Here is a 25,169-nt window from a genome sequence, read left to right on the forward strand (position 1 = left end):
TTCTGCCGACCTGGAGGTAAGCCCATGACCAATATACCGGTGATCCAGACTATTACGCCTGTCAGCCATGATCTTGGTGATTTTCGGGTCTACCGATCCTTGCCATCGCCGGACCGCACGATGGTCGGGCCGTTCATCTTTTTCGATCAAGCCGGGCCAGCAAAGCTGGAACCGGGGCAGGGTGTCGACGTACGGCCTCATCCGCACATCAATCTGGCCACCGTGACATATATGTATGAGGGCAGCTTCCTGCACCGGGATTCTCTTGGTTCCTGCCAGCCGATTGAGCCGGGCGCCGTCAATCTGATGACGGCGGGAAGCGGCATAGTCCATAGCGAGCGCTCGCCTGATGCGGATCGTGCGAAGGCATCGAAGATTTCGGCGATACAAACCTGGCTTGCTCTGCCCGACGGACGGGAAGAAATGGATCCCGCCTTTGAACATGTTCCCGAAGCATCGCTTCCGCTCGTCGACGCTCATCGGGCGCGAGCACGGGTGATCATGGGCAAATTATGGGGGCAGGCGGCTCCTGTCACCACTTATGCCAACACGATCTATGCGGACATCAACCTGCAACCCGGAGGGGCCATACCCATCGACTGCGATGCGGAGGAGCGCGCCATTTACCTGGCCGGAGGGGATGCCGCGCTCGACAACCTCGCATTGCGGCCGATGACCTTATATGTCCTTAGGCCTGGGACCAGCATCACGTTGCGCAGTGTCGATGGCGCTCGGGTGATGTTGTGCGGAGGCGAGGCTTTTACCACCCCACGCCATGTCTGGTGGAACTTCGTATCCTCGAGCAAGGACCGCATTATGGCCGCGAGAGAAGATTGGGAAGCGGGGCGCTTCGCCAAAATTCCGGGCGACGCCGAAGAATATATTCCGATCCCAAAAGGAACGCCGAAGACGGTCAGCTATCCCTGATCAGCACGTCAACGGCTAAGGGCGCGCCTTAGCACGTCGCTATAGATTGTCGTCAGCGTTTCCAGATCCTGCACTGCGACGGCCTCATCCAATTTATGCATGGTCGCGTTGCAAAGGCCGAATTCGACAACCGGGCAGAGCCGCGAGAGGAAACGCGCGTCTGACGTGCCGCCGCTGGTGGAAAGTTCAGGTTCCACACCGGTTGCATCGCGGATCGCAGCAGAAATCATGTCCGAAAATCCGCCCGGAGGAGTGAAGAAGGGTTCGCCACTGATCTTCGCCAGCAATTCGCCCCCTTCGGCCTCGACGATAGCGCGAATTCGCTCCACCAGTTCCACGCCGCTATGCTGATCGTTGAAGCGGATGCTGATGCGTGCCTTGGCCTCGGCGGGAATGACGTTGGTGGCCGGGTTGCCGACCTCCAGATCGGTAATCTCGATATTGCTGGGCTGGAACCACTTCGTCCCCTGATCCAGGTCGATTGCCTCTATGGCAGCAAGAATACGGATCAGCGGGCTGATCGGATTATTCGCCAAATGTGGATATGCGACGTGCCCCTGCGTGCCCTTGACGCTGATCCACATATTGACGGAGCCGCGCCTGCCGATCTTCATCATGTCGCCCAGGCGGTTGACCGACGTGGGTTCGCCGACCAGGCAAAGGTCTGGCCGCACGCCGCGCTCTGCCATCCGGTCCATGAGCGCCAACGTGCCGTAAACCGCCGCGCCTTCCTCATCGCCGGTAATGATCAGGCTGATGCTGCCGGGCTGAACCTCGGAACGGGCCAGCGCGGCGACAAAGCACGCAATGCTTCCCTTCATGTCGACTGCGCCGCGGCCATATAGCAGGTCGCCCTGCTGGGTCGGCTCAAAAGGATCGGTGGACCAGCCATTGCCGGGCGGCACAACGTCCAGATGCCCAGCAAAGGCGAAATGCGGTCCTTCGCCATTGCCGCGCAGGGCAAGGAGGTTTTCGACCGGCCCATCCGGTGCCGAACCGCTGATGAAGCGTTCGACATCGAAACCAAGCGCGACCAGCATCTCCTCCAGCACTTCGAAGACCGCGCCCGTGGCGGGAGTCACCGACGGGCAGGCGATCAGGCGGCTTGCAAGGGCCACCGGATCGGTCAAAGAAGAATGGGCGCTATCCATTCGCGCCGGTTAGCGCAGCGGCGCGGTTTTTACCAGAAGGAGATGTTTCAATGCCGAAGCTCGACCTTGAAGCGATCCCCCAGACCAATGCTACTGGCTATCCGCCTGAATATGCCGACGTGGTGCAAGGGCGCTGGTATAGGCGGCTGGCGCCGGTCAGCGGCATTAGGGATTTTGGGGTTAGTCATGTGGTGCTGAAGCCGGGCGCCTGGTCCGGGCAACGACATTGGCACGAGGGCGAGGATGAATTCCTGGTGATGCTGGCCGGGGAAGCCGTGCTGATCGACAATTCGGGACGAACCCTCCTTCGGTCCGGCGATTGTGTGGCCTATCCCAAGGGCGATGGTAACGCGCATCATGTCGTCAATGAAAGTACGTCGGAGTGCGTGTTCGTGGTCATTGGAAAGCCGAGCGACACGGATTGTCACTATCCTGATATCGACATGCACCTGGACGCGAAGGTGGGACGGCAGAGACGCAAGGATGGCAGCGAATTTTGAGTGCGGAACAGGGGGTTACTCCACCGGCTTTTCAAACCTTTCAATCACCCAGTCCTCCGCCTGCGCGCCGCCGATCCATTCCTGCATGAAGGGATGGCTGATCACTGCCTGCATATAGGATTGGGCAAAACGGGCGACGGGGAGCGAGTAAGTGATGAAGCGAGTCACCACCGGCGCGAACATGATGTCCGCCGCGCCGAATTCGCCGAACAGGAAATCCCCCTCGCCGCCGAAGCGGGCCCGCGCCTCGGCCCAGAGCTGCATGATGCGTTCGATGTCCTGCATGACTTCCGCCGAGGGCTGGTGGGCCTCATAGATCTGGCGGATGTTCATGCTGTGCTCGCGGCGGAGCGCGTTGAAGCTTGAATGCATTTCCGCCGCCATGGAACGCGCCATGCCGCGTGCGGCAGCCAGTTCCGGCCAAAAGCGGCTGTTGCCGGTTTTGTCGTTCAGATATTCGACAATGGCGAGGCTGTCCCACACTACGGTTTCGCCGTCCCACAGGATCGGCACCTTTCCGGAGGATGGCGCGAACTCGTCGCCTTGGCGGCGCTTTTCCCATTCCTGATCGTAAAGCGGAACGACAATCTCTTCGAAAGGCAGACTCGCCTGCTTGCACGCCAGCCAGCCGCGCAGGGACCAGCTGGAATAGGCCTTGTTTCCTATGAAGAGTTTCATGGTCATAAATATTCCCCGTCATCCCCGCGAAGGGGGATCGAGCTCCCGGACTATCCGCCTGATGCGAGATCAGGAGATGGATTCTCGCCTACGCGGGAATGACGGGAAAGGGCAAGAGTTAAGCGCTATTCCAGCGCATCGATCACGGCGGCCCGCAGTTCCGCAATTCCCATGCCTTTTTCGCTGGAGGTGATCACGATGTCCGGATGCGCCGCCGGGCGCTTGCGGATTTCGGCGGTGACGGCATCGCAGGTGGCGGTAAGGTCGCTTGCTTTCACTTTATCGGCCTTCGTCATCACGATGCGGTAGCTGACAGCCGCATCGTCCAGCATCTTCATGATATCGCGGTCCACGTCCTTGATGCCATGCCTGCTGTCGATCAGGAGCAGGGTGCGTTTCAGCACTGACCGGCCGCGCAAATAGTCGTTCACCAGATAACGCCATTTGCGGACAATATCCTTGGGCGCCTTCGCAAAGCCATAGCCCGGCATGTCCACCAGGCGAAAGAGCAAGGGTTCCCCGACGTCGAAGAAGTTGAGTTCCTGCGTGCGGCCGGGCGTGTTGGACGTGCGCGCCAGTCCGTTGCGGCCGGTCAGCGCATTCAGCAGCGAACTCTTGCCCACATTGGACCGCCCTGCAAAGGCCACTTCCTTGACCACCGGATCAGGCAAGAATTTAAGATCCGGGGCGGATTTCAGGAACGCGATCGGTCCCGCGAAAGTCTTCCGCGCAGTTTCGATGGGGTCCTGTTCTGGTGCTTCTGTCATTTATATTCCAAACGTCATTCCCGCGAAGGCGGGAATCCATCTCCTGACCCATCCGGAGGATCCCGCCGTCGCTGGGATGGCGAGAGCATGAAGCATTACTCGGCCTTCACCGGCTCGCGCAGCGCGGGATGGCGGCTGTAGAGCCATTTCTGCTGCGCGATGGTGAGGATGTTGGAAGTAATCCAGTAGACCAGCAGGCCCGCAGCGAAGGGGGCCATGATGAACATCATCATCCACGGCATGATCATGAATATCTGCTGCTGCGTCGGATCCATCTGGGCCGGATTGAGCTTGAACTGCAGCCACATGGTAATACCCAGCAGCAACGCAAGCACGCCAATGCCCAGGAATGCGGGTGGGTTGAAATCCAACAGGCCAAACAGGTTCAAAATGTGCAACGGATCGGGTGCGGACAGATCCTTGATCCACAGCACGAATGGCTGGTGCCGCATTTCGATCGTCAGCATCAGCACCTTGTAGAGGGCGAAGAAAATCGGGATTTGTAGGAACATGGGAAGGCAGCCGGCAAGCGGATTGACCTTTTCCTTGCGGTACAACTCCATCATCTCTTGCTGCAGCTTGGGCTTGTCGTTTTTATATTTTTCCTGCAGCAACTTCATCTTCGGCTGCACCGCCCGCATCGCTGCCATTGAGGCGAACTGCTTCTGCGCGATAGGGAACATCAGCAACCGAACAATGAAGGTGAGGCAGATGATCGCCACGCCAAAATTGCCAATGGCCTCGAACAGCCAGTGAAGCACAAAGAAGATCGGCTTTTCGAACCAGTAGAACCAACCCCAATCGATCGCGCGGTCGAACAAAGTGATCCCCTCATCCTGATAGCGCTCGAGCAGTTTGGTTTCCTTGGCTCCGACGAACAGCCGGGAGGTCTGGCTGACGGATTTTCCGGGAACCAGCAGCGCGGGATTCAGGCTGAAATCGGCTTGATACAGATCATCGTCGCCCTTGCGGAATTTGGAGCTGACCGCAGTCTTCTGATCGGGCACCAGGGCCGAGAGCCAGTATTTGTCCGTAAAGCCAATCCAGCCTCCTGAACTAGTGAAGCCTGCATCGCCATCTTCGTCCAGATCTTTGAAGTCGACGTCATAATTGGCCTTGCCGTCGAACACGCCTATCGGTCCGGTATGAATGGTCCAGCTGCTGGGGTCCTCCGACACGCCCTTGTGGCTGATATAGCCATAAGGTCGGACGCCTACCGCGCCGCTGCCAGTATTCGTTACCTTTTGTGTGACGGTGAACATATAATCATTGTCCACAGCCAGCTTGATTTCAAAAAGCTGTCCCTGGCCATTGTTCCATTTGAGCGTCACCGGGCTTGTCGGCGTCAGCTTTTTGCCGCTTGCCGTCCATATAGTGTTGGCGTCTGGCGCCTTCAGGCCATCGCCGGTCCAGCCAAAGCCGCCAAAATAGGCATCTTTGGTGCCGCTGGGCGCAAATAGATGGACGTCCGAAGAGTCCTTCTTGATCGTCTGCTTGTAAGTGGGAAGTACGATGTCGTCGATCCGCGCGCCTTTAAGGTTGATGGATCCGGTAAGCTTGGGTGTCTCGATGGGGAGACGGGGATCTTCGCCCAGCACTTGCTTCAGGGGTCGAATGGCCTTCGCGCCGCTTTCCGCGGCTACCGGGCCATTGTCGGTTGCCGGGGCAACCTGTTGCGCCTGGCGTGGCGGCTGCTTGGGGGTCGGGGATATTTTCTCGGCGACATAGGGCCATCCGAACAGGATCAATGCCGTCAGCACGACCGCCAGGATGATGTTGCGCTTGTCGTCCACGTAAAACTCCCGAATCTCTTTGGTTATCGCTCGATCAAGGAACCGGATCGAAACCCGACCCGCCCCACGGATGGCATCGCATTAGCCGTTTGATCGCCAGCCAGCCACCCCTTAGCGCACCATATTTATAGAGCGCCTGAATTGCATATTCCGAACAGCTGGGCGCGTAGCGGCAGGAAGGGGGCAGAACCCGGGAAGGACCAACTTGCCAGAGGCGCGCAATCAGGATGAAGAAGCGGGCGATCATGGTTTGCCATCGCTCCCGTGCTCCTGCGAAGGCAGGAGCCCAGGTTCAGGTTCACGAGCCCGACGTTCTGGCCCTCTATGCTCCTGCTTTCGCGAGCTGGCACTGTCCCCCAACTTCCGCAGCGCTTTCGCCATCTCCTCGCGAAGCAGGTCGAAATCCCGCTCCAGGCCGCCGACGCGCCCGATCAGGATATGATCGGCTCCGGCCTGGCCCAGCGTCGGCAGCAACTCCCGCGCCAGAGCGCGAAAACGGCGCTTCATCCGGTTCCGGACGACAGCGCCGCCAATTTTTTTCGTAACAGTAATACCCAACCGTTTCACCGGATCGCCATCCGCGCGGTCGCGAACCAGCAGGACGAAACCAGGCATGGGCGCCCGTCTGCCTTTGTTCGCTGCCAGGAAATCAGCGCGCCTGCCGATTGTCAGGACGGCGCGCGCATCTTCCGGTCGGATCAGGCGCTCAGCGACTTGCGGCCGCGTGCGCGGCGCGCGCGCAGCACATTGCGGCCGCCCGGAGTCGCCATGCGTGACCGAAACCCGTGACGCCGCTTGCGCACGATTTTGCTCGGCTGATAGGTGCGCTTCATCGCTCATTCCTCAAGTCAAATAGCATAATGAAAAGGGCCGCCACAGCCGGGCGGCCTCAGATGGAAAGGGCCGATAGGCAAAAGCGGACCATGAGTCAATCTTTGGCTTCCCTGGCTTGCTCTTTTCTCTTGAGACGTCTGAAATGGCTCCTGCGCCGAAGGCTCCAGTCGGCCCAACTGCCATATTTCGGCCAGCGCTGCTTGAAGCGAACGTAAAGGCGCTTCGCCCAATTGCTGTTCTTCAGGGTAAGGGCAAGACCTCCGGCCATCAGAATCACGCCCCCCGGACCCGGTAGTACGCCCACCACCGGCGCCAGCAGCATCAGCATGATGCCAAGCACCAGAAAAAAAAGGCGCAGCCTTTCCTTCCATAGGGTCCGGTTGCCATTAACCATCGACATGAACGGAATTTGGGGAGCGCCAACTCGCAGGGCAAGACGGCTTGCGCCGGAATGACGCTGTTTCAGTTTAGATTCCGACCCGAAACGACGGCGCGGTGATTGCAAGAATGCAGCTTTTGAATTAGGTTAAGTCAATGAAAATATTGGTCGCACCGCCCGATTTGGGAGTGCTCAACATGTCGCTTCAACGATTGCCAGCTGCCAAATCGCTCATTTTCAGGCGGGGATAAGGTCATGGCCAGATCGGACCCGGCCATAGATTTCAGGGCGATATTCGATGCTGCTCCGGGACCTTATCTGCTGCTTTCCGCCGATCCGCCCCGATATACCATCATCGAGGTCAATCAAGCTTATGTTCGCGCCACTGGAACTGAGCGCTCATTGATGTTGGGACGGGGGTTGTTCGAAGTGTTTCCAGATGCCGACGCCGATCCTCAGGCGGACACTGGGGCAAGCGACCTCCGCACCTCATTGGACCGTGTGCTTCGGGACGGTGCGGTCGATGTCCTGGGTGTGCAGCGCTATGATATTCAGCTCCGTGACGGTTCCGGTCGCTTCGAGATCCGCTACTGGAGCCCTATCAACACCCCAATCAAGGACGCGGACGGGCGTATCAGCCATATTCTGCACCGGGTCGAGGATATCACGGATTTCATCGTCGCTCGCCGGGATAAAAGCGCGGCCATTTTGGGCCGATCCGGAAGCGTTCGCGCGCGCGATAAGCTTGAGGCCGAAGTTCGGCGAAGCGGCACTGAGCTCAAGGACGCAAATCGCCAGCTGAAGGCGATGTCGGAACAACTGGTGGAGGCGAACTCGCGACTGGAAAATCTGGATCGGTTGAAGACGGAATTCTTCGCCAACATATCGCACGAATTTAGAACACCTTTAACCCTTATGCTGGGACCGCTCGAGGAGTTGATGGAGCGCCTCCTGACGGACGAAGACCGGCTGCTCGTGCAAAGTGCTCAGCGGAACGCCTTGCGCCTGCAGAAACTGGTCAATGCCTTGCTGGATTTCTCGCGGCTGGAAGAGGGGCGGGTCAAGACTCGATTTCAGGACACTAACCTTCCGGAGATGACGTCGGAACTCGCCAGTCATTTCGACTCTGCCTGTTCAGATGCAGGCCTTGCCCTCAGGATTGACTGCCCTCCAATGGACGCCCCTGTCTCGGTCGATCGGGACATGTGGGAGAAGATCGTCCTCAACCTGATCTCCAATGCCTTCAAATTTACCCTTCAGGGTGAAATCGCCGTGTCGCTGCGCCAAGTGGACGAGATGGTTGAGCTGACCGTTCGGGACAGCGGCGTCGGCATTCCGGCGGAGGAACTGCCGCTCATTTTTGAACGCTTCCACCGGGTTCAGGGGCAGCCCGGCCGTAGTCATGAGGGAAGCGGCATCGGCCTTTCGCTTGTGCGAGAGCTTGTGCGCCTTCATGAAGGCGAAATTACTGCGGACAGCCAACCGGGGAAGGGCACCAGTTTCGTCGTGACCATGCCCCTTCGCCGTCAGGATCTGCAGGGAGGGACAGGCGACGAAGCCCTTTCTTCTTCGGTGAGCCCGCAGGCTTTGGGCTATGCGCGGGAAGCTGAGCATTGGTTGCCGTCCAGCGATGTCTCCATGGCCGCAGATATGCCCGCAATCGACGGGGTCGGCACTGGAAGGCGTATTTTGCTGGCCGATGATAATGCGGACATGCGTGCTTATGTCGCCCGTGTCCTCATAGGAGTTGGCTATGAGGTGCATGCGGTTTCAAACGGCGATGCCGTGCTCTCGGCGCTAAAGGAGTCGCCTCATCCCGATCTTGTACTGACCGATGTGATGATGCCGGGCCGGTTGGACGGCTTTGGTCTGCTCCGGACGCTGCGCGCCGATCCTGGGACGGAGACTTTGCCTGTGATGCTTCTTTCTGCCCGCGCTGGTCCGGAGGCCCGGATCGAGGGGTTAGAGGCCGGCGCTGACGAATATATCGTCAAGCCCTTTGGCGCACGCGAGCTTCTGGCGCGGATCGATGCAGCGCTGCGCTTGGGCAAGATGCGCCGGGAGGCAGCGCTTAAGGAAAATGAACTCGTAACCGCCCGCGCTGAAGCCAAGCTCCGTCTGGCCATGGAGACGGCCCGCATGGGTGAAGCCATATTCGACTTGAAAGCGGACGGTATCATCCACACTCCCGGCTTCGCCCTCCTTTACGGACAGCCCGCCGAACGGCAGCTCACGCTTGAGGACATTCGCGCCGCTTATCATCCGGAAGACTGGCTGACTGTCGAACGCTCAAGGGCACAGGCCCTGATCGGCGATACCGAATATCTGGAAGTCGAGCACCGGGTGATTTGGCCCGATGGTACGGTCCATTGGCTGGCTGCCCGCTTCCACATAGAGCGGGATAGCTGGGGCAAGGCGGTCGAGGCTACCGCCGTTTACATGGATATCACCGAACGCAAATGGGTTGAGGAACGGCAGCGGCTGCTGCTTGATGAGCTCAATCACCGGGTGAAGAACACGCTTTCCACTGTGCAGTCGATTGCCATGCAGACCCGAAGGAGCGCTGCATCGCCTGAGCAGTTCAGCGAGCTTTTCGAAGGCCGCATTACCGCCTTGGCGGGAGCCCATGACTTGCTGACCGAGGCTTCCTGGGAGGGGGCCTCGCTGATGGATGTCATCGGCCGTACGCTCGCGCCCTATGCGCCCTCAGCCATTAATGCACCGCCGCGGATCATTTTTGGCGGGCCAATGGTGATGCTTAGTCCTAATGCGGCGGTCACGCTGAACATGGCCTTTCATGAACTTGCTACCAATGCCGCCAAATATGGTGCGCTGTCGGTGGCGGAGGGACGGCTGGACGTTTGTTGGAATGTGGACAGGACGAGCGTCCCACCGGTCATAGAATTATTTTGGAACGAACAGGGCGGCCCCAAGGTCGCACCGCCCGCCCGCCGGGGATTTGGCACCCGGCTGGTGGAACAAGGCCTCACCCGAGAATTGGATGGAGAAGTGGATTTGCGTTATGATCCCCAGGGCTTCAACGGCAGAATTCGCCTTCCCGCGTCCCACAAGGTTTCGCCGGTATGACCATGCCCGAACCGCTGCGCGGGTTGCGCCTTTTCGTAGTCGAAGACGAAGCTTTGGTGGCAATGCTATTGGAGCAGATGCTTGAGGATTTGGGCTGCGAGGTTGTAAGTCTCGCTGGAACAGTGGGGCAAGCGCTTGACCAGGTCGAAAAGGTCGCGCCTCGCGTGGACGCGGCCATATTGGACGTCAATCTGGGCGGGGAGCGGGTTTATCCCGTGGCCGATGCGTTGGCGGCGCACGATATTCCATTCCTGTTTGCGACCGGCTACGGGCCTTCCGGTCTGGACGACCGCTATCCAGATAGTACCGTTCTGTCCAAACCCTATGTGGAAGCGACCCTGGTGAATGCGCTTCTTCAAGTGCGAGCGGGATAGTTCCCAGCCAAGCATAGCGCCATCCTTGAACCTTTTGTAAATCCGTCGCTAACCCACTATAGAGTGGGGATATGAGCGATGTTCGAGAAAGTGGGGCGGTTCTTGATCCCAAATATGATGCCAATGGGCTGATCACGGCAGTGGTTACTGACCATGGGAGCGGTGACGTCCTGATGGTGGCGCATATGAATGCCCAGGCTCTGGTGCTGACGCAACAAACCGGTATTGCGCATTTCTGGTCCCGCAGCCGGCAGAGCTTATGGAAAAAGGGAGAGACCTCGGGGCATTTTCTGCATGTTGTCGAAATGCGGATCGATTGTGACCAGGATGCTCTTTGGGTGAAGGCCGACCCAGCCGGGCCCGCCTGTCATACCGGGCGCAGGACTTGTTTCTACCGGCGGCTGACGGCCGAGGGGCTGGACTATGTGCCGGATGAAGCTGACTAGTCCTGCCTTGGCCCTGCTGCTGGCCGCGTGCAGCGGGCAATCGCCCTCCAGTCCTCCAGTAGATGACAGTCCCGACCTTGAGCAGGCCGCAATAGAAAGCGGAGCCATTGCCGACGTTTCGCGGATGGACCCTGCGGGTCTGTTCATGCGTCGCCATGAAGCGGGAACCGACATGCTTTGCATGACCCCCGATGGGGATCGCGAGTACAGATTTGGCGCTGTTGCCACCTCGGGCGACAAATCGAGATGTTTCGGCAGGGGCAGGGCGAAGCGGGCGGGGCAGCTATTGGTTCTGCGCTTCGACAAGCCATCCCGATGCATAATTGTCGCCCAATATGAAGGAGATCGGGTGGCGCTTGCCGGTGCGGTCGATGTGGAATGCGATAAGCTTTGTTCTGAGCGTTCATCCTTTGCCGGGGTGTCCGTGCCCAGAATTTCGTCCAATATCCGGACTGCCCGTTCTGTCCGCGGAGTTGACGGCGCTCCAATGTGTAGGGCTGCGTCTTGACGCAAACGTAAAGCTGCATTAGCTCTGACGCATGCGACGATCTGCATCGACGGCGTCCATCGCCGGTATCGAAATGCCTGACCTTGACGATAAGTTAAGCTACAGCATTTCCGAACTTTGTGAGGAATTCCAAGTCACGGCGCGCACGTTGCGTTTTTACGAAGACGAAGGGCTGATTGCTCCCGAAAGGCGAGGATTGACCAGGATATATTCGCGCCGCGACCGGGCGCGGCTTGCCTGGATACTAAGAGGCAAGCGGGTCGGATTCAGTCTTGCCGACATTCGAGAGATGATCGATCTTTATGATCGCAATGACGGTCGTGCCGAACAGAAGCGTGTTACCCTGGCCAAATGCGAGGCCCGCATCGACTTGCTGACCCGCCAGCGGCAAGATATCGATGCGGCCGTCGAGGAACTGTCGAAATTTGTCGCCACGCTGGAAGGTGGAGCATGAGTTAACCAATCCTGACATCTCAGGAATTGTGCCCTTTCATAAATGCCGGAGAGAAGACATGCCCAGCTACGTGGCGCCCATTAGGGATACCAAATTCGTTCTGGAGCAGGTCCTGCAACTGGATCGCTATTCAAATCTTGGAGGCTTTCAGAATGCCTCGCCAGATGTGATCGAGGCTGTTCTGACGGAAGGCGGCCGTTTTGTTGCCGAGGTGTTGTTTCCGCTCAACCATGTCGGGGACCGCGAAGGTTGCACATGGCATCCGGACGGCAGCGTCACCACCCCCAGCGGGTTCAAGGACGCGTACCGGCAATTTGTGGAAGCAGGTTGGCCGACGCTCTCCATGCCGGAAGCATTTGGCGGGCAGGGCGTGCCCCATGTCCTTTCCACGGCTTTCGAGGAATATCTGATCAGCGCCAACATGGCCTTTGCCATGTATAATGGCCTGGCGCTGGGGGCGGTATCGGCGATCCTCGCCAAGGGCAGCCAGGAGCAGAAAGAGAAATATCTGCCCCGGATGATCTCTGGCGAATGGGGCGGGACGATGAACCTGACCGAGCCCCATTGCGGCACCGACCTGGGCCTGATCCGGACTAGTGCCGTTCCCAATTCCGATGGAAGCTATGCGATAACCGGCACCAAGATCTTCATTTCAGCTGGCGAGCAGGACCTGACCGACAATATCATCCATCTGGTGCTGGCGAAGGTACCGGGCAGTCCGGAAGGCAGCAAGGGCATTTCGCTGTTCATTGTGCCCAAGTTCCTGGTGAACGAAGATGGGTCTTTGGGTGATCGCAACGGCGTGACGTGCGGTTCCATCGAGGAAAAGATGGGCATCCACGGCAATGCCACTTGCGTCATGAACTATGACGGCGCGACCGGCTGGTTGGTCGGAGAGGAGAATAAGGGCCTTGCCGCCATGTTCATCATGATGAATGCGGCCCGGCTTGCCGTTGGGTTGCAGGGCCTGTCGCTCGGCGAGGTGGCCTTACAGAACGCTGTTATCTATGCGGGCGAGCGGCGGCAGGGCAGGGCGCTGACCGGCCCCGCCGAACCCCAGGAAAAGGCTGATCCTCTATTCGTTCATCCCGATGTGCGCCGTATGCTGATGGAAGGTAAGGCACTGACCGAAGGGCTGCGAGCGCTGTGCCTTTGGGGAGCATTGCAAGTAGACCTGGCACATAATGCAGCCACCGAAGAGGAGCGGCAGGCCGCTGATGATCTCATTTCGCTCCTGACGCCGGTGATCAAGGGATATGGCACGGACAAGGGTTATGACATCGCCACTAACGCCCAGCAGATCTTTGGCGGCCATGGCTACATCGTTGAAACTGGAGTCGAACAATATGTCCGAGATGCCCGGATATCGATGATCTACGAAGGCGCGAACGGCGTTCAGGCGATGGATCTGGTTGGCCGCAAGCTGCCTATGAACGGAGGCCGCGCAATCCAGCTATTGTTCAAGATCATCGCGGAGGAAGTGGCGGAAGCCAAGAAGCAGGAAAGGCTTTCGGCTCTGGCCGATGCTCTGGAACGGGCGAACGGACAGCTTCAAGCTGCGACAATGTGGCTGATGCAGAATGCAATGCAGAACCCGAATAATGCCGGCGCGGCGGCTTATAGCTATATGCACCTTATGGGCATTGTATCCGTGGGGTTGATGTGGCTTCGGATGGCCAGCGCCGCCATTCGGATGCTGGACGCGGGCAAGGGGGATGCCAAATATCTTGAAGCGAAGCTGGTGACAGCGCGCTTCTTTGCCGAACGGATCATGCCTGATGCGGGAGCGCTGCGCCGGAAAATCGAAGGTGGTGCGGAGGCGGTCATGGCTCTGGATCCAGAAATGTTCGCGGTGGCCTGACGGGCCCCTGAACCCGCGCTTATTTCAGTTGCGCGCCGTTCGCTGCTAAGCCGCTTGCTCCAAAAGCCACTTTAACCGGGTTGCGATCCACCATGCACTGGCTCTGCACGCTGCGCGGATGTTGTTGGCAGTTCCAGAGCGAACGCTCAATACCCTCTCCGCGCATATAGCTGTAGGCCATGGCATCAAGTAAGCCGTCCATGATCGGAAAGCCTCCGGGAGTGCGTGCAGGATCTGTCCATGCCAGAACCTTGCAGCGCTGACGGCCACCACATAGTTTCTGCGCCTGGGCCTGAAAACCATTGGGTGAGGCAGAGCGATCGACGGCAAGGATGAAGGAGGCGCCGTCCGGCGAAACCGCAACCACTTCCCCTGATCCGAAACGCTGTCCCGCGGCCACAGGAGTGACCGGTCCGGTAAAGCGCGGTGGGGCGGCGGCGGTGCTGCTCGCCAATGTCAATGGCAGCTCATCATCATCCATGGCGCTGGTTGCATGCGCCTTTGACAGTCGGGCGATCAAGGCGACGCGAGGTTCCTTTCCTGGTGACACCCCCTTGAAAGCCGCCGATGTGCCCCACCAGCCTTTCCAGCGGAAAAACAAATGCGTTCCAACCGCGGACACCTTGTCCAGACTGCTGCTCCAGTAAGGAACCACCCAATCCGTATGATAATGAGTGGCGTTGCCGACCTTGCTGAACACTGATCCAGACAGGGCCTCTTTGGCGATCAGGCGCGCGCGTTCCCAGGCGACGGCAGATGGCGTGCGGGCGAGGGCACCATCGCAGGTAAAGGTGAATTGGCAGCCTGTCGCGCGCTCGGACCCTTGGAAGACGACGCCGCAGACCGTCTTGGGAAAGGCCGGGTGGCGGGCGCGATTTAGAACGACCTGCGCAACGGCGCGCTGCCCAACTGGATCGTCTCCGGCCTCATACCATTGGGCGGCCGCCAAACAGTCGATGGCGCGGTCCAGATCAAGGTCTGCCACCTTCAATTTGAAAGGCTTGGCCGCGGGATTGGGCAGCGACGAAAAGGGAATGGCAGCATTTAGGAGACGGGCCTTTTGAGGCGCAACCAACTGCACCACCATCGGCTCAACCACTGGTGCAGCAGCAGACGGCCTAAGCTGAGTTGCTTTTGTCGGCCGGTCAATCTTTCGGATATGCGGGTTTTGCTGCTGATCTCGCAGCCCAATGGCGGCCGGAAGGGCGATCACGGCCAGAAGCAGCAGCGTCAAGGCCCAACGCCTTCCGCTCATCGGTGAAGTCATGGCGTCATCGCTATTGCTATCGGTCACGGCTTGCGCAGTCCTGTCCAAGCCCCCACTCGCGGCACCACAGACGGAACGCGCCAAGACGTTTTCTACATTCGCCCGGGATTCGCGCGCAAGCCTGCTGCGACCGATCGTGCCCCGGACAGGATGATGATGCCAGTGCGATTTCGGATAGGCCTGATCACCTTTCCGAAGCGTAGGCTTCAGGCAATCATCCTGGCTAGGGCACTAAGTTTTGGCCTGATGAATCCTATTCCGGCAGGAAATCTGGCACCGAAAGATAGCGTTCGCCCGTATCATAATTAAAGCCCAGAATGCGACTGCCCTTTGGAAGATCGGCAAGTTTTTGCGCGATAGCGGCCAGGGTGGCGCCGGAAGAGATGCCCACAAGCACGCCTTCTTCCCGGGCGGCCCGTCGCGCCATTTCCTTGGCCTCGGCGGGCTCGACCTGGATTACTCCATCAAGAAGCCGAGTGTGGAGATTGGCCGGGATGAAGCCGGCGCCAATGCCCTGAATGGGGTGCGGCCCGGGTGCGCCGCCGCTGATCACCGGCGAAAGCGTCGGTTCTACGGCAAACACCTTCAACGAAGGCCATGCCTTTTTCAGCACCTCGGCACAGCCGGTAATGTGGCCGCCAGTGCCGACCCCGGTGATCAGCACATCGATGGGCGCGTCGCCGAAATCGGCAAGGATTTCCTTCGCCGTGGTTTCGATATGGGCATCGACATTAGCGCGGTTTTCGAACTGCTGCGGCATCCAACTGTTGGGCGTCTGCTCGATCAACTGCAGGGCGCGCTCAATAGCGCCCTTCATGCCCTTTTCCTTGGGGGTAAGGTCAAAGGTGGCGCCATAAGCCAGCATCAGGCGGCGGCGTTCCAGCGACATGGATTCCGGCATGACGAGCACCAGTCTGTACCCCTTTACAGCCGCGACCATGGCTAGACCTACGCCGGTATTGCCGGAGGTCGGCTCTATGATGGTTCCACCAGGCTTTAGCTGCCCCGACCGTTCCGCAGCTTCTATCATCGACAGTGCGATGCGGTCCTTGATGGAGCCCCCAGGATTTGTCCGCTCGGACTTGATCCACACTTCCGCATCACCGAACAGGCGATTGACACGAATATGCGGTGTATTGCCGATTGTTTCGAGGATATTGGCAGCTTTCATGTCGTGCTCTCCTGGGCCTTGAGCCTTCGATCCGCTTCAGTTTCGGGCGGATCGAAAGTTCGTGCAAGTCTCAATTCGGGAAAAATCCTGGCCCAAGCAAGGGTGATGGCTATGGCGCCCAGGCCGCCCAGAACCACGGCAGCGACGGGGCCAACCAGCGCCGCCAGAAAACCGGACTCGGCCTCGCCCAATTCGTTGGAGGCAGAGATCGTCAATTGTGAAACGCTTCCCACACGGCCGCGCATCTCGTCGGGCGTATGCAATTGGATCAACGACTGGCGGACATAGACGGAGAACATGTCCGCGCAGCCCAACGTCACCAGGCAGGCGAGCGAAAGCGGAACCCATGTAGATAGGCCGAATAGGATGGTAGCGAGCCCGAAGATGATTACCGCACCCAGCATTTTAAGGCCCACATCTGATTTCAGCGGCTTAAAGGAAAACCACAGCGCTGTAGTTGCCGCGCCAAATGCGGGTGCGGCGGCGAGATGACCTAGGCCCGTCGAGCCTACATGCAGGATGTCACGGGCGTAGACTGGTAGAAGCGCGGTCGCCCCTGCGAGTAGCACCGCGAACAGGTCGAGCGTGATGGCTGCGAACACCAGTCGATTGCGCCGTACATAGGCGATCCCGTCAAGCATTTGCGCGATAGGATGCCTGCTCCTGTCTCGTTCGGGCTGAGGCACTTTTCCGATCAAAAACATGCAGAAAAGGGCAATGATAAAAAGCAGAACGCTAAAGCCGTAGGCTGCCTCAGGAGCGACGGCATAGGTATAGCCGCCCAGGGCGGGTCCTATGATCATACCCGCCTGCCAGGCAACACTGCCGATCGCGATCGCCTGCGGCAGGGTCGCTCGCGGGACGAGGTTAGGCGCCAGCGCGGAAAGCGCGGGTCCATTGAAAGCGCGTGCTACGCCTAAAAATACCGCGATGGTGAAGATTAGCGGCAGGCTGACCCAGCCCTCATAAGTCGCCGTTCCCAAGGTGGCGGCACAGATGATCAGCAGTGACAGCGACCAGCGGGCCACGACCCGGCGATCATAATGGTCGGCCACCCAGCCTGTGAGGGGGGTCAGGAGAAATAGCGGCATGAACTGGGCCAGACCAATAAGGCCAAGCTGCGCGGCGCTTGCCGAAGTGCTCATGGTTTCGCGAGCGATGTTATACGCCTGCCAGCCGATCGCCAGCATCATTGCATATTGCGATAATACTGCGCTCAACCGTCCGATCAGATAAGCCCGGAACGCGGGAATTTTAATAGGATGATCTGTGGTCCCTTCGCTCATATGGTTCCGTTAGCGGTTGCTGCCCTTGTCCAGCAAGGGGGCAAATTTCTTGACTGCAAAGAAAAAACTGGAAGCCGGGGGCCTGCACTTGCCGCAACGGCTGAAATTTCTAGAGTACAGCTGGCGTTAAGGCGAAACCCATGATGGCGTCGAGCGAAAGGATGCACATGAAATCGAAGTCATTCACCTTGTTTGCATCGCTGGCGCTGATCGCTGTCCTGCCGTCATGCCAGAACAACGCCAGCCATGAAAATGCCACGGCGAACGCGACCCATGTCGATCCCGCGCCAATGAAATGGCCGCAATTTTCCGCTTCGTTCCTGGAAGGATATTTCAAACTCAATCCCAGTTTCGCCATTTACCAGGGCCGGCACGAGTTTGATGGGCAATTGCCCGATTGGAGCCACAAAGGCCTGGAGGCACAGGGCGACTTTCTTAGAACGGCCATTGCCAAGGCAGAGGCGTTCGATCCGAAAAAGCTCAGCAAGGAACAAAAGTTCGAACGATCTTATCTACTGGCCGTGGCGCGGGCACAGCTTTTTTGGCTGGCCGAGGCGGATTTTCCGCACACCAACCCAGCCTGGTACATCAACAATGGGCTGGATCCAAATGTGTACATCGCCCGGCCTTATGCGGATCCGGCCACTCGCATGAAGGCTTTCATCGGCTTTGCACGGAACATCCCTCGCGCAGCCGATCAAATCAGGGTGAATCTGCGGACGCCGCTGCCGCTAAGCTATATTGATTATGGCAAGGCGGGTTTCGGTGGATTGGCTGAATATTTCACGGGCGATGCCAAGGCGGCTTTTGCGGACGTGAAGGACGCGGCTCTTCAAAAGGAGTTCGACGAAGCGGCTGGCTCTGCGTCAAAGGCCATGAAGGCGCTGGCCGAGTGGCTGGACAAGCAGCGTAAAGATGCGATGCAAGACTTCGCACTGGGTCCGGAACGCATGGCCCAAATGTTGGCGATGACGGAAGGCGTGAATGTCCCGCTCTCCGAGCTTGAAAAAGTCGGCCGGGCCGATCTCAAGCGCAACCAGGACGCACTCAAAGCGGCTTGTGCGGACTATTCCCCGGGTAAGTCGATCCCGGAGTGCATGGCCAAAATGAATGCGGACAAGCCGGAAGGCGGCGTGGTTGCCGTTGCGCGGAGGCAACTGCCGACGCTGAGGGCTTTTCTGGTGCAGAAAGACATCGTGTCGATCCCAGGAACGGAAGTGGCGCAAGTCGAGGAATCTCCGCCCTATAATCGGCAGAACGCCGCCTATATCGACATTCCGGGACCCTATGAGAAAGGCCTTCCCTCGGTCTACTATATCTCGCCCCCTGATCCCGCCTGGACCAAAGCGGTGCAGGATGCCTATATCCCCGGCGAGAAGGATCTGCTCTTTACGTCCGTGCATGAGGTCTGGCCCGGTCATTTTCTCAATTTCCTGCACAGCAACCGTTCCAAATTCATCTTCGGCAAGGTGTTTGTCGGCTATGCCTTCGCAGAAGGCTGGGCGCATTATGCTGAGGAGATGATGTGGGACGCTGGTTTGAATGAGGGTGACGCCGAAACCCATATCGGCCAGCTTTCAAATGCCCTGTTGCGGGATTGCCGCTTTCTTTCGGCCATCGGCCTGCATGCGCGCGGCATGACAATGGACCAGTCACGCAAGATGTTCGTCGAGCAATGCTATCAGGACGAAGGCAATGCCCGGCAACAGGCCGCGCGAGGGACCTATGATCCGGCTTATCTCAACTACACAATGGGCAAGCTCATGATCCGCAAGCTACGCGACGATTGGACCGCGAAGAGAGGCGGGCGCAAGGCATGGAAACAATTTCACGACGCATTTCTCAGCTATGGCGGCCCACCTATTCCACTGGTGCGCCAGCAGATGATGGGCGGCGAAGCAAAGGCAGTTTTCTAGATTTGCAAGGACCGCCGTTCAGCGTAAGCAATGCGCCACGCCACGCCACGCCACGCCACGCCACGCCACATCCGCTCATGCGATGGTGACGAAGCTGTCCATCACGCGCTTGCGGCCTGACAGCTCGAAGTCGATCTCCAGCTTGTTGCCCTCGATTTCGGCGATGGTTCCATAGCCGAATTTGGTGTGGAACACGCGTAGGCCCACTTTCATATCGGAGCGGCCCTTGTTGCCCAGGCTGATGGCGGACTGACGGGCTTCTACGATGCGTGCGGGCTCGGTTTTGAAGCCGCCTGATTGTGCGGCGCGTTGCCATCCTGGACCACGGCCGGTGCCTCGATTGACATTGGCAAAGGGATCGGCCCGCTCCGACCAGTTGGCGCGCCAGAGAGACTCGCCGCCCGACATACTGCTTTCCTCTGTCATGTGCGCTCGGGGAATTTCGCCGATAAAGCGGGAAGGAATGGAACTGGTCCACTGGCCATAGATGCGGCGATTGGCCGCGTGCAGGATCGTGCACTGCCTGCGCGCGCGAGTCATTGCGACATAGGCAAGCCTGCGCTCTTCCTCCAGGGCATTGAGCCCGCCCTCGTCGAGCGTCCGTTGCGAAGGAAACACGCCCTCTTCCCATCCCGCAAGGAAAATTTGTTCGAATTCAAGGCCTTTGGCTGCATGGATGGTCATGATCGTAACCTTGCGGTCGGTCGCCAGAGCGTCATTGTCCATGACCAGACTGACATGTTCCAAAAAGGCGCCCAGGGTTTCATATTCCTCCATGGCGCGCGTTAGTTCATTAAGGTTTTCGAGCCGTCCGGCGCTCTCGGCGGAGCGGTCGGCCTGCAGCATGGCCGTATAGCCGCTTTCATCGAGAATGATGCGCGCAAGTTCCGCATGGGGCAGGGCGGAGGCCTGATCTCGCCATCGGGCGATGTCACCTATGAAACTGCCAAGGCTGCGGCGGGCCTGGGGAGTCAGTTCGTCGGTGTCCAATATGCGCGCGGCCGCCAGGGTAAGCGGCGCCTGCTCTGACCTGGCCACTCGATAGATTTTTTCCAGCGCCTTATCCCCAAGACCCCGCTTGGGGACGTTGACGATCCTTTCAAAGGCAAGGTCGTCGGCGGGCTGATTGACGAGGCGCAGATAGGCCAGCGCATCGCGAACCTCGGCCCGCTCATAGAAGCGGAAGCCGCCGATGATCTTGTACGGAAGGCCGATCTGGATGAACCGGTCTTCAAATTCGCGTGTCTGGAACTGCGCGCGCACAAGAATGGCAACTTCGTCAAGGGAACCGCCGCCGCGTTGATGAAATTCGATCTCATCGGCGACACGCCGCGCTTCTTCGGGGCCATCCCAGACCCCCAAAATCCGGACTTTCTCCCCTTCCTTTTCCTCCGTCCACAGCGTTTTGCCCAGACGCCCGCCATTTTCGGCGATTACTCCGCTGGCCGCGGCCAGAATATGCGGCGTCGAACGGTAATTCTGTTCCAGGCGGATCACCTTTGCGCCCGGAAAGTCCTTTTCGAACTTCAGGATATTGGCCACCTCCGCGCCGCGCCAGCTATATATGCTCTGGTCATCGTCGCCGACGCAACAAATGTTCTTGCGTGCCTGCGCCAGCAGTCTCAGCCAGAGATATTGAACGGCATTGGTGTCCTGATATTCGTCAACCAATATATATTTGAACCGCTGCTGGTAGAGTTCCAGCACGTCGCGCTCCCGCTTCAGGATCGTCAGCATGTGGAGCAGCAAATCGCCGAAATCACAGGCATTCAGCGCCTGTAGCCGCTCCTGATAGAGGCGATACATTTCCTGTCCGCGACCGCTGGAATAGGTTTCGCTCTCGCCTGCATCAAGGTCAGACGGGGTCAGGCCCTTGTTCTTCCATTTGTCGATAAGACCGCCCAGTTGTCTGGCGGGCCAGCGTTTCTCGTCAATTCCGGCTGCTTGGATGATCTGCTTCAAAAGGCGAAGCTGGTCGTCAGTGTCAAGGATGGTGAAGTTGCTTTGCAGGCCCACCAGTTCGGCGTGCCGACGTAACATCTTGGCTCCGATCGCATGGAAGGTGCCAAGCCACGGCATGCCCTCCACCGCCTCTCCGATAATGCGGCCGACGCGCTCCTTCATCTCCCGCGCCGCCTTGTTGGTGAAGGTCACGGCGAGGATTTCGGATGGCCAAGCCCTGCGGATGGCGATCAGATGGGCAAGGCGAGCCGTCAGCGCAGCGGTCTTCCCGGTTCCCGCGCCGGCAAGGACCAGTACCGGCCCGTCCGTAGTAAGCACCGCCTCCCGTTGCGGCGGGTTGAGCCCTTTGAGATAAGGCGGATCATCAGGGAAGGGGATGGGCTGAGTCACGGGTGAACAGTTAGGGAACAGTAGGTGCGGGGGCAAGCCTTCTTGCACCCTAACGGCATGCCGGAACTCAGCAACGGTTCACCGGGTCTGAAACGATCGTCGGGAACCAAGGGGCGTGTAGAAAATATTGACCTTCGTGAATGCGCGGGGAGCGTTCCCGGAGAGACGATATGATCAGAATTATTTCCATAAGCGCCGCCGCTCTATTGATCTGTGGGACTGCGATGGGACAGGACGTACCTCCGCAGCAGCCCGACACCATGCCTCAGCCAGGGCCTTCGACCGCCCCTCCTGCAGGAATGCCGCCGCCTGATAGTTCCACCCAAACGCCTACCACGCAACCGGGCGGAACACCCACGCCAGCGCCCGACAGCACCGCGCCTGCTCCCCCGCCACAGGGAACACCCACTCCTCCAGCAGGAACTACATCCCCCGACGGCACGACGGCTATTCCTTCTGCCGATCCCAATGCGCAGGCTGTTCCGGCTCCCGTACCTCCTGAAGCGGGAGGCATGACGCCTGCTCCATCCGGTGCGGCTCCGGATCCCAACGCGCCGGTCGGCACGGCAGCCAATCCTGCGGTAGTGGGCGGCAACGTGACGCCTCCACCAGCGCCCAAGAAGGATTATCCGCTCTGTTCCAAGACCATTCAGGACAGTTGCATGAATCCTGGTGAGGCGCCGAGAAGTAAGAAGCGCCGCCGTTAATCGGACAAGCGGAGCAAGTGCAGCCGGGCCTTGCCGCAGTCGCGGACAGTTTCAACGGTGAAGCCTTTGACGGCAAGGCTTTCCTTGCGGTCGGTCTCCACGCTGATCCAAGTGGCGGGGCCAACCCAACCTTGGCGGTTCAGCTTGTCGATCGCCACCGCGCCGGCGCCGGTGCCATAGGGCGGGTCCATCATGATGAGGTCGAGCGGCGCAGGCGCTTGTCCGAGGGCAAGGACCGAGGTCGCTTTTACATCGGGACGTATTCCAAACCGCTCTGCGTTGGCCCGGAGCGCACTGATTGCCGCATGGTCTTGCTCAACGAAGATGCAGCTCGCCGCACCCCGGGAGAGGGCCTCTAACCCCAAAGCGCCCGAGCCGGCGAACAGGTCTGCCACTGCAAGGCCTTCAAAGCTGCCAAGCCGACTGGCAAGCATGGAGAAGAGCGCCTCGCGCGCTCGGTCGGCCGTAGGACGAGTGCTCACACCTTTGGGTGCGTCGAGAAGGCGACCGCGCCATTGTCCTGCAATGATTCTCATAGGAACTGTCCCCTGTCCTGTTCGCGCTCGCGCATAGGGGATGCCGCTTCACCGCGATAGTGGGAGCAGGCAGGGATGCGGTAAAACCCAAGCGCACACCCGCACGCAAGCTTTATGCGCTCCGAGTGATCGAGAATATTCTCGACTCTTCGTTTCGGGTCCGGCAAGAACAGAAGTCGAACAGTATTGAATTTCAAGGGGGAAACGCTTGGTCGCGACGGTTTCGACAGTTGCCTATCTGGGTCTGGAGGCGCGCGGGGTAGAGGTTCAATGCCAAGTGGCGGCCGGCGTGCCGGGCTTTGTCGTTGTGGGTCTTCCCGACAAGGCGGTGGCCGAAAGCCGCGAGCGGGTGCGTGCCGCCATGTCCGCCATAGGATTGTCCCTTCCTCCCAAGCGGATCACCGTGAACTTATCGCCTGCCGATTTGCCGAAAGAGGGCTCTCACTATGACCTTCCTATCGCCTTGGCGCTGCTGGGCGCGATAGGTGTTATCGATGCCGAAACGCTTGCGAGCTATTTGGTCGTAGGCGAGCTTGGCCTGGATGGGCGCGTTGCGCCATCGCCGGGCGTCCTGCTCGCCGCATTGCAAGCCAGCGAGCGGCAACTCGGCCTGATCTGCCCCGCATCACAGGGCGCAGAAGCGGCCTGGGCCGGGAATGTGGAAGTGATTGCTGCGCCTGACATCATCAGCCTTTTAAATCATTTCAAGGGCAGTTCGCAGCTGACGCCGCCATTGCCTGGAGAAGCCGAAGCACTTGTGCGAGGTGCCGACCTCAAACAGGTAAAGGGGCAGGAAAGCGCCAAGCGGGCGTTGGAGATTGCGGCGGCTGGAGGTCACAATCTGCTGATGGTCGGCCCGCCGGGCGCGGGGAAGTCGCTGATGGCCAGTTGCCTCCCCGGTATTCTTCCGGATCTGACGCCCGCTGAGGCGCTGGAAGTGTCGATGGTCGCTTCCGTTGCGGGAACGCTCCAGGACGGCAAGATGAGCCGGGCGCGGCCTTATCGCTCTCCCCACCACAGTGCTTCCATGGCAGCGCTCGTCGGCGGCGGCCTCAAGGTCAAACCGGGCGAGGTAAGCCTTGCGCATCTGGGCGTGCTGTTTCTCGACGAGTTGCCTGAGTTCCAGCGCGTAGTCCTCGATAGCCTGCGGCAGCCGCTTGAAACCGGTGAAGTCAGCGTGGCCCGCGCCAACGCACATGTGACTTTTCCCGCAAGGGTGCAATTGATTGCGGCGATGAACCCGTGCAAATGCGGTCATCTGGGCGACCCCGGCCTTGCCTGTTCCAGGGCCCCACGCTGCGCCGCCGACTATCAGGCGAAAGTGTCGGGCCCGTTGCTTGACCGGATCGACCTTCATGTCGACGTCAACGCGGTCACAGCCGCGGATCTGGTTCTTCCGCCTCCAACTGAAGGCTCGGCACAAGTCGCAACGCGAGTGGCTGAAGCCCGTGCACGTCAGACGGCCCGTTACAGTGGCTATAGCGTACGCACCAATGCCGAGGTCGACGGCGACCTGCTGGAGGAAGTGGCTGGTCCCGACGACGCTGGGCGTCAGCTTCTGGCACAAGCGGCAGAGGCTATGCGGCTTTCCGCGCGAGGCTATAGCAGGGTGCTTCGCGTCGCACGCACGGTCGCTGATCTGGCGGGCGCCGAAAGGGTAGGGCGCGTTCATGTGGCGGAGGCGTTGAGCTATCGACGGCAGGTTCCAAGAAACTGATTGTGAAGAAGGAGGCAAATGATGGAATGGATGCTGTTGCCGCTGAAGCGCTACACCCAGTTTTCCGGCCGCGCCCGGCCGAAGGAATTCTGGATGTTTTTCCTTTTCCTGATCATTTGCATAGTCCTGCTGAGCTTTGTCGAAGCGGCGCTTGGGCTCAACACGAGTGAACGCTGGGCTTTTCGGGAAGGATGGAGCGCATCGGCGGGTTTCCGGAATAGCGCAGGGCCGCTGACGGGCCTGTTCCTGCTGGCGATGCTTGTTCCCTACCTCGCCGTCGCCGTTCGTCGGCTGCATGATACCGATCGGTCTGGCTGGTACCTGCTGCTGGGCTTCATACCCTTTATCGGCGGACTGATATTATTGATCTTCCTGGTGATGGGAGGGACCCGCGGTCCCAATCGATTTGGCCCCGATCCCTTCGATAAGGGGGAAGCTGCTTAGCATTTCTGCGCGGA

General features: G+C 59.3%; 25 protein-coding genes. 12 read left to right on the forward strand and 13 right to left on the reverse strand.

Translation table 11 applies throughout. From position 1 onward, the window contains the following. Positions 1–24: 24 nt before the first annotated feature. Complete coding sequence (locus HNQ99_RS00820; RefSeq protein WP_184473744.1) at positions 25–927, forward strand: pirin family protein; 903 nt, start codon at positions 25–27, stop codon at positions 925–927. An 8-nt stretch (positions 928–935) separates the two neighbouring features. Here the strand turns inward: HNQ99_RS00820 and dapE are convergent, their stop codons facing one another. Further along, entirely contained in the window at positions 936–2,078 is a 1,143-nt protein-coding gene (gene dapE / locus HNQ99_RS00825; RefSeq protein ID WP_184473745.1) for a succinyl-diaminopimelate desuccinylase, read from the reverse strand. Positions 2,079–2,128: 50 nt separating this feature from the next. On the opposite strand from dapE, the gene HNQ99_RS00830 reads away from it, so the two are divergent. After that, the gene (locus tag HNQ99_RS00830; RefSeq protein ID WP_184473746.1) at positions 2,129–2,578 is read left to right on the forward strand and encodes a cupin domain-containing protein; all 450 of its coding nucleotides are present in this window, start codon (positions 2,129–2,131) and stop codon (positions 2,576–2,578) included. Between the two features lie 15 nt (positions 2,579–2,593). Here the strand turns inward: HNQ99_RS00830 and HNQ99_RS00835 are convergent, their stop codons facing one another. The 7 genes from HNQ99_RS00835 to HNQ99_RS00865 form a co-directional block, all read right to left on the reverse strand. Then, positions 2,594–3,256, reverse strand: a complete 663-nt coding sequence (locus HNQ99_RS00835; RefSeq protein ID WP_184474010.1) for a glutathione S-transferase family protein — start codon at positions 3,254–3,256, stop codon at positions 2,594–2,596. A 125-nt stretch (positions 3,257–3,381) separates the two neighbouring features. Next, positions 3,382–4,023, reverse strand: a complete 642-nt coding sequence (yihA, locus tag HNQ99_RS00840) for a ribosome biogenesis GTP-binding protein YihA/YsxC (RefSeq protein WP_184473747.1) — start codon at positions 4,021–4,023, stop codon at positions 3,382–3,384. A 95-nt stretch (positions 4,024–4,118) separates the two neighbouring features. Beyond that, positions 4,119–5,816, reverse strand: coding sequence for a membrane protein insertase YidC (yidC, locus tag HNQ99_RS00845; protein ID WP_184473748.1), 1,698 nt, complete (start codon positions 5,814–5,816; stop codon positions 4,119–4,121). A 34-nt stretch (positions 5,817–5,850) separates the two neighbouring features. Then, a complete protein-coding gene (yidD, locus tag HNQ99_RS00850) occupies positions 5,851–6,063 on the reverse strand; it encodes a membrane protein insertion efficiency factor YidD (RefSeq protein WP_184473749.1) in 213 nt (70 codons plus the stop codon). Continuing rightward, positions 6,060–6,482 (reverse strand): ribonuclease P protein component, encoded by a 423-nt coding sequence (rnpA, locus tag HNQ99_RS00855; RefSeq protein ID WP_184474012.1) that lies wholly within the window; start codon positions 6,480–6,482, stop codon positions 6,060–6,062. The genes yidD and rnpA overlap by 4 nt, the downstream gene beginning before the upstream one ends. Before the next feature lie 32 nt (positions 6,483–6,514). Continuing rightward, on the reverse strand, positions 6,515–6,649 hold the full coding sequence (rpmH, locus tag HNQ99_RS00860) for a 50S ribosomal protein L34 (RefSeq protein WP_184474011.1): 135 nt from the start codon (positions 6,647–6,649) through the stop codon (positions 6,515–6,517). A gap of 95 nt (positions 6,650–6,744) precedes the next feature. After that, the gene (locus HNQ99_RS00865) at positions 6,745–7,050 is read right to left on the reverse strand and encodes a hypothetical protein (protein ID WP_246414317.1); all 306 of its coding nucleotides are present in this window, start codon (positions 7,048–7,050) and stop codon (positions 6,745–6,747) included. Positions 7,051–7,284: 234 nt separating this feature from the next. Between HNQ99_RS00865 and HNQ99_RS00870 the strand changes: the two genes are divergently transcribed. The 6 genes from HNQ99_RS00870 to HNQ99_RS00895 all read left to right on the forward strand — a co-directional run bounded on the left by HNQ99_RS00870 (position 7,285) and on the right by HNQ99_RS00895 (position 13,759). After that, complete coding sequence (locus HNQ99_RS00870) at positions 7,285–10,116, forward strand: ATP-binding protein (protein WP_184473750.1); 2,832 nt, start codon at positions 7,285–7,287, stop codon at positions 10,114–10,116. Then, the gene (locus tag HNQ99_RS00875) at positions 10,113–10,490 is read left to right on the forward strand and encodes a response regulator (protein WP_184473751.1); all 378 of its coding nucleotides are present in this window, start codon (positions 10,113–10,115) and stop codon (positions 10,488–10,490) included. Before HNQ99_RS00870 ends, HNQ99_RS00875 begins: the two co-directional genes overlap by 4 nt. Positions 10,491–10,561: 71 nt before the next feature. After that, complete coding sequence (gene hisI / locus HNQ99_RS00880) at positions 10,562–10,936, forward strand: phosphoribosyl-AMP cyclohydrolase (RefSeq protein WP_184473752.1); 375 nt, start codon at positions 10,562–10,564, stop codon at positions 10,934–10,936. Further along, positions 10,923–11,444 carry a hypothetical protein gene (locus tag HNQ99_RS00885; protein WP_184473753.1) on the forward strand — a complete coding sequence of 174 codons (522 nt, stop codon included), beginning with the start codon at positions 10,923–10,925 and terminating at the stop codon, positions 11,442–11,444. The genes hisI and HNQ99_RS00885 overlap by 14 nt, the downstream gene beginning before the upstream one ends. A gap of 31 nt (positions 11,445–11,475) precedes the next feature. Further along, a complete protein-coding gene (locus tag HNQ99_RS00890; RefSeq protein WP_184473754.1) occupies positions 11,476–11,898 on the forward strand; it encodes a MerR family transcriptional regulator in 423 nt (140 codons plus the stop codon). A gap of 58 nt (positions 11,899–11,956) precedes the next feature. Next, on the forward strand, positions 11,957–13,759 hold the full coding sequence (locus tag HNQ99_RS00895; RefSeq protein WP_184473755.1) for an acyl-CoA dehydrogenase C-terminal domain-containing protein: 1,803 nt from the start codon (positions 11,957–11,959) through the stop codon (positions 13,757–13,759). Positions 13,760–13,778: 19 nt separating this feature from the next. On the opposite strand, the gene HNQ99_RS00900 is transcribed toward HNQ99_RS00895, so the two are convergent. The 3 genes from HNQ99_RS00900 to HNQ99_RS00910 form a co-directional block, all read right to left on the reverse strand. Beyond that, positions 13,779–15,053, reverse strand: a complete 1,275-nt coding sequence (locus tag HNQ99_RS00900) for a cell wall hydrolase (RefSeq protein WP_184473756.1) — start codon at positions 15,051–15,053, stop codon at positions 13,779–13,781. Positions 15,054–15,279: 226 nt separating this feature from the next. Continuing rightward, positions 15,280–16,197 carry a cysteine synthase A gene (gene cysK / locus HNQ99_RS00905; RefSeq protein WP_184473757.1) on the reverse strand — a complete coding sequence of 306 codons (918 nt, stop codon included), beginning with the start codon at positions 16,195–16,197 and terminating at the stop codon, positions 15,280–15,282. Beyond that, complete coding sequence (locus HNQ99_RS00910) at positions 16,194–17,483, reverse strand: MFS transporter (protein ID WP_184473758.1); 1,290 nt, start codon at positions 17,481–17,483, stop codon at positions 16,194–16,196. The genes cysK and HNQ99_RS00910 overlap by 4 nt, the downstream gene beginning before the upstream one ends. 167 nt (positions 17,484–17,650) lie before the next feature. On the opposite strand from HNQ99_RS00910, the gene HNQ99_RS00915 reads away from it, so the two are divergent. Beyond that, positions 17,651–19,399 (forward strand): DUF885 domain-containing protein, encoded by a 1,749-nt coding sequence (locus tag HNQ99_RS00915; RefSeq protein ID WP_184473759.1) that lies wholly within the window; start codon positions 17,651–17,653, stop codon positions 19,397–19,399. A 75-nt stretch (positions 19,400–19,474) separates the two neighbouring features. Here HNQ99_RS00915 and HNQ99_RS00920 read toward each other — a convergent pair whose 3' ends face one another. Then, positions 19,475–21,751 (reverse strand): ATP-dependent helicase, encoded by a 2,277-nt coding sequence (locus tag HNQ99_RS00920; RefSeq protein WP_184473760.1) that lies wholly within the window; start codon positions 21,749–21,751, stop codon positions 19,475–19,477. A 170-nt stretch (positions 21,752–21,921) separates the two neighbouring features. Here HNQ99_RS00920 and HNQ99_RS00925 point away from each other — a divergent pair, with 170 nt between their 5' ends. Beyond that, complete coding sequence (locus HNQ99_RS00925; RefSeq protein ID WP_184473761.1) at positions 21,922–22,458, forward strand: Fe-S oxidoreductase; 537 nt, start codon at positions 21,922–21,924, stop codon at positions 22,456–22,458. Here HNQ99_RS00925 and rsmD read toward each other — a convergent pair. After that, positions 22,455–22,994 carry a 16S rRNA (guanine(966)-N(2))-methyltransferase RsmD gene (gene rsmD / locus HNQ99_RS00930; RefSeq protein ID WP_184473762.1) on the reverse strand — a complete coding sequence of 180 codons (540 nt, stop codon included), beginning with the start codon at positions 22,992–22,994 and terminating at the stop codon, positions 22,455–22,457. The two genes, HNQ99_RS00925 and rsmD, sit on opposite strands and share 4 nt — an antisense overlap. A 208-nt stretch (positions 22,995–23,202) precedes the next feature. On the opposite strand from rsmD, the gene HNQ99_RS00935 reads away from it, so the two are divergent. Beyond that, positions 23,203–24,711, forward strand: coding sequence for a YifB family Mg chelatase-like AAA ATPase (locus HNQ99_RS00935; protein ID WP_184473763.1), 1,509 nt, complete (start codon positions 23,203–23,205; stop codon positions 24,709–24,711). A gap of 18 nt (positions 24,712–24,729) precedes the next feature. Further along, on the forward strand, positions 24,730–25,155 hold the full coding sequence (locus HNQ99_RS00940) for a DUF805 domain-containing protein (protein ID WP_322790286.1): 426 nt from the start codon (positions 24,730–24,732) through the stop codon (positions 25,153–25,155). Positions 25,156–25,169: the final 14 nt, after the last annotated feature.

Source organism: Rhizorhapis suberifaciens, assembly GCF_014200045.1.
GTDB classification, from domain to species: Bacteria; Pseudomonadota; Alphaproteobacteria; order Sphingomonadales; family Sphingomonadaceae; genus Rhizorhapis; species Rhizorhapis suberifaciens.

Excerpts from the sequence above, each read along its gene's own strand:
- HNQ99_RS00820 (WP_184473744.1), top strand. The coding sequence starts at position 25 with ATGACCAATATACCGGTGATCCAGACTATTACGCCTGTCAGCCATGAT.
- dapE (WP_184473745.1), bottom strand. The coding sequence starts at position 2,078 with ATGGATAGCGCCCATTCTTCTTTGACCGATCCGGTGGCCCTTGCAAGC.
- HNQ99_RS00830 (WP_184473746.1), top strand. The coding sequence starts at position 2,129 with ATGCCGAAGCTCGACCTTGAAGCGATCCCCCAGACCAATGCTACTGGC.
- HNQ99_RS00835 (WP_184474010.1), bottom strand. The coding sequence starts at position 3,256 with ATGAAACTCTTCATAGGAAACAAGGCCTATTCCAGCTGGTCCCTGCGC.
- yihA (WP_184473747.1), bottom strand. The coding sequence starts at position 4,023 with ATGACAGAAGCACCAGAACAGGACCCCATCGAAACTGCGCGGAAGACT.
- yidD (WP_184473749.1), bottom strand. The coding sequence starts at position 6,063 with ATGATCGCCCGCTTCTTCATCCTGATTGCGCGCCTCTGGCAAGTTGGT.
- rpmH (WP_184474011.1), bottom strand. The coding sequence starts at position 6,649 with ATGAAGCGCACCTATCAGCCGAGCAAAATCGTGCGCAAGCGGCGTCAC.
- HNQ99_RS00865 (WP_246414317.1), bottom strand. The coding sequence starts at position 7,050 with ATGTCGATGGTTAATGGCAACCGGACCCTATGGAAGGAAAGGCTGCGC.
- HNQ99_RS00870 (WP_184473750.1), top strand. The coding sequence starts at position 7,285 with ATGGCCAGATCGGACCCGGCCATAGATTTCAGGGCGATATTCGATGCT.
- HNQ99_RS00875 (WP_184473751.1), top strand. The coding sequence starts at position 10,113 with ATGACCATGCCCGAACCGCTGCGCGGGTTGCGCCTTTTCGTAGTCGAA.
- hisI (WP_184473752.1), top strand. The coding sequence starts at position 10,562 with ATGAGCGATGTTCGAGAAAGTGGGGCGGTTCTTGATCCCAAATATGAT.
- HNQ99_RS00885 (WP_184473753.1), top strand. The coding sequence starts at position 10,923 with ATGAAGCTGACTAGTCCTGCCTTGGCCCTGCTGCTGGCCGCGTGCAGC.
- HNQ99_RS00890 (WP_184473754.1), top strand. The coding sequence starts at position 11,476 with ATGCGACGATCTGCATCGACGGCGTCCATCGCCGGTATCGAAATGCCT.
- HNQ99_RS00895 (WP_184473755.1), top strand. The coding sequence starts at position 11,957 with ATGCCCAGCTACGTGGCGCCCATTAGGGATACCAAATTCGTTCTGGAG.
- cysK (WP_184473757.1), bottom strand. The coding sequence starts at position 16,197 with ATGAAAGCTGCCAATATCCTCGAAACAATCGGCAATACACCGCATATT.
- HNQ99_RS00910 (WP_184473758.1), bottom strand. The coding sequence starts at position 17,483 with ATGAGCGAAGGGACCACAGATCATCCTATTAAAATTCCCGCGTTCCGG.
- HNQ99_RS00915 (WP_184473759.1), top strand. The coding sequence starts at position 17,651 with ATGAAATCGAAGTCATTCACCTTGTTTGCATCGCTGGCGCTGATCGCT.
- HNQ99_RS00925 (WP_184473761.1), top strand. The coding sequence starts at position 21,922 with ATGATCAGAATTATTTCCATAAGCGCCGCCGCTCTATTGATCTGTGGG.
- rsmD (WP_184473762.1), bottom strand. The coding sequence starts at position 22,994 with ATGAGAATCATTGCAGGACAATGGCGCGGTCGCCTTCTCGACGCACCC.
- HNQ99_RS00940 (WP_322790286.1), top strand. The coding sequence starts at position 24,730 with ATGATGGAATGGATGCTGTTGCCGCTGAAGCGCTACACCCAGTTTTCC.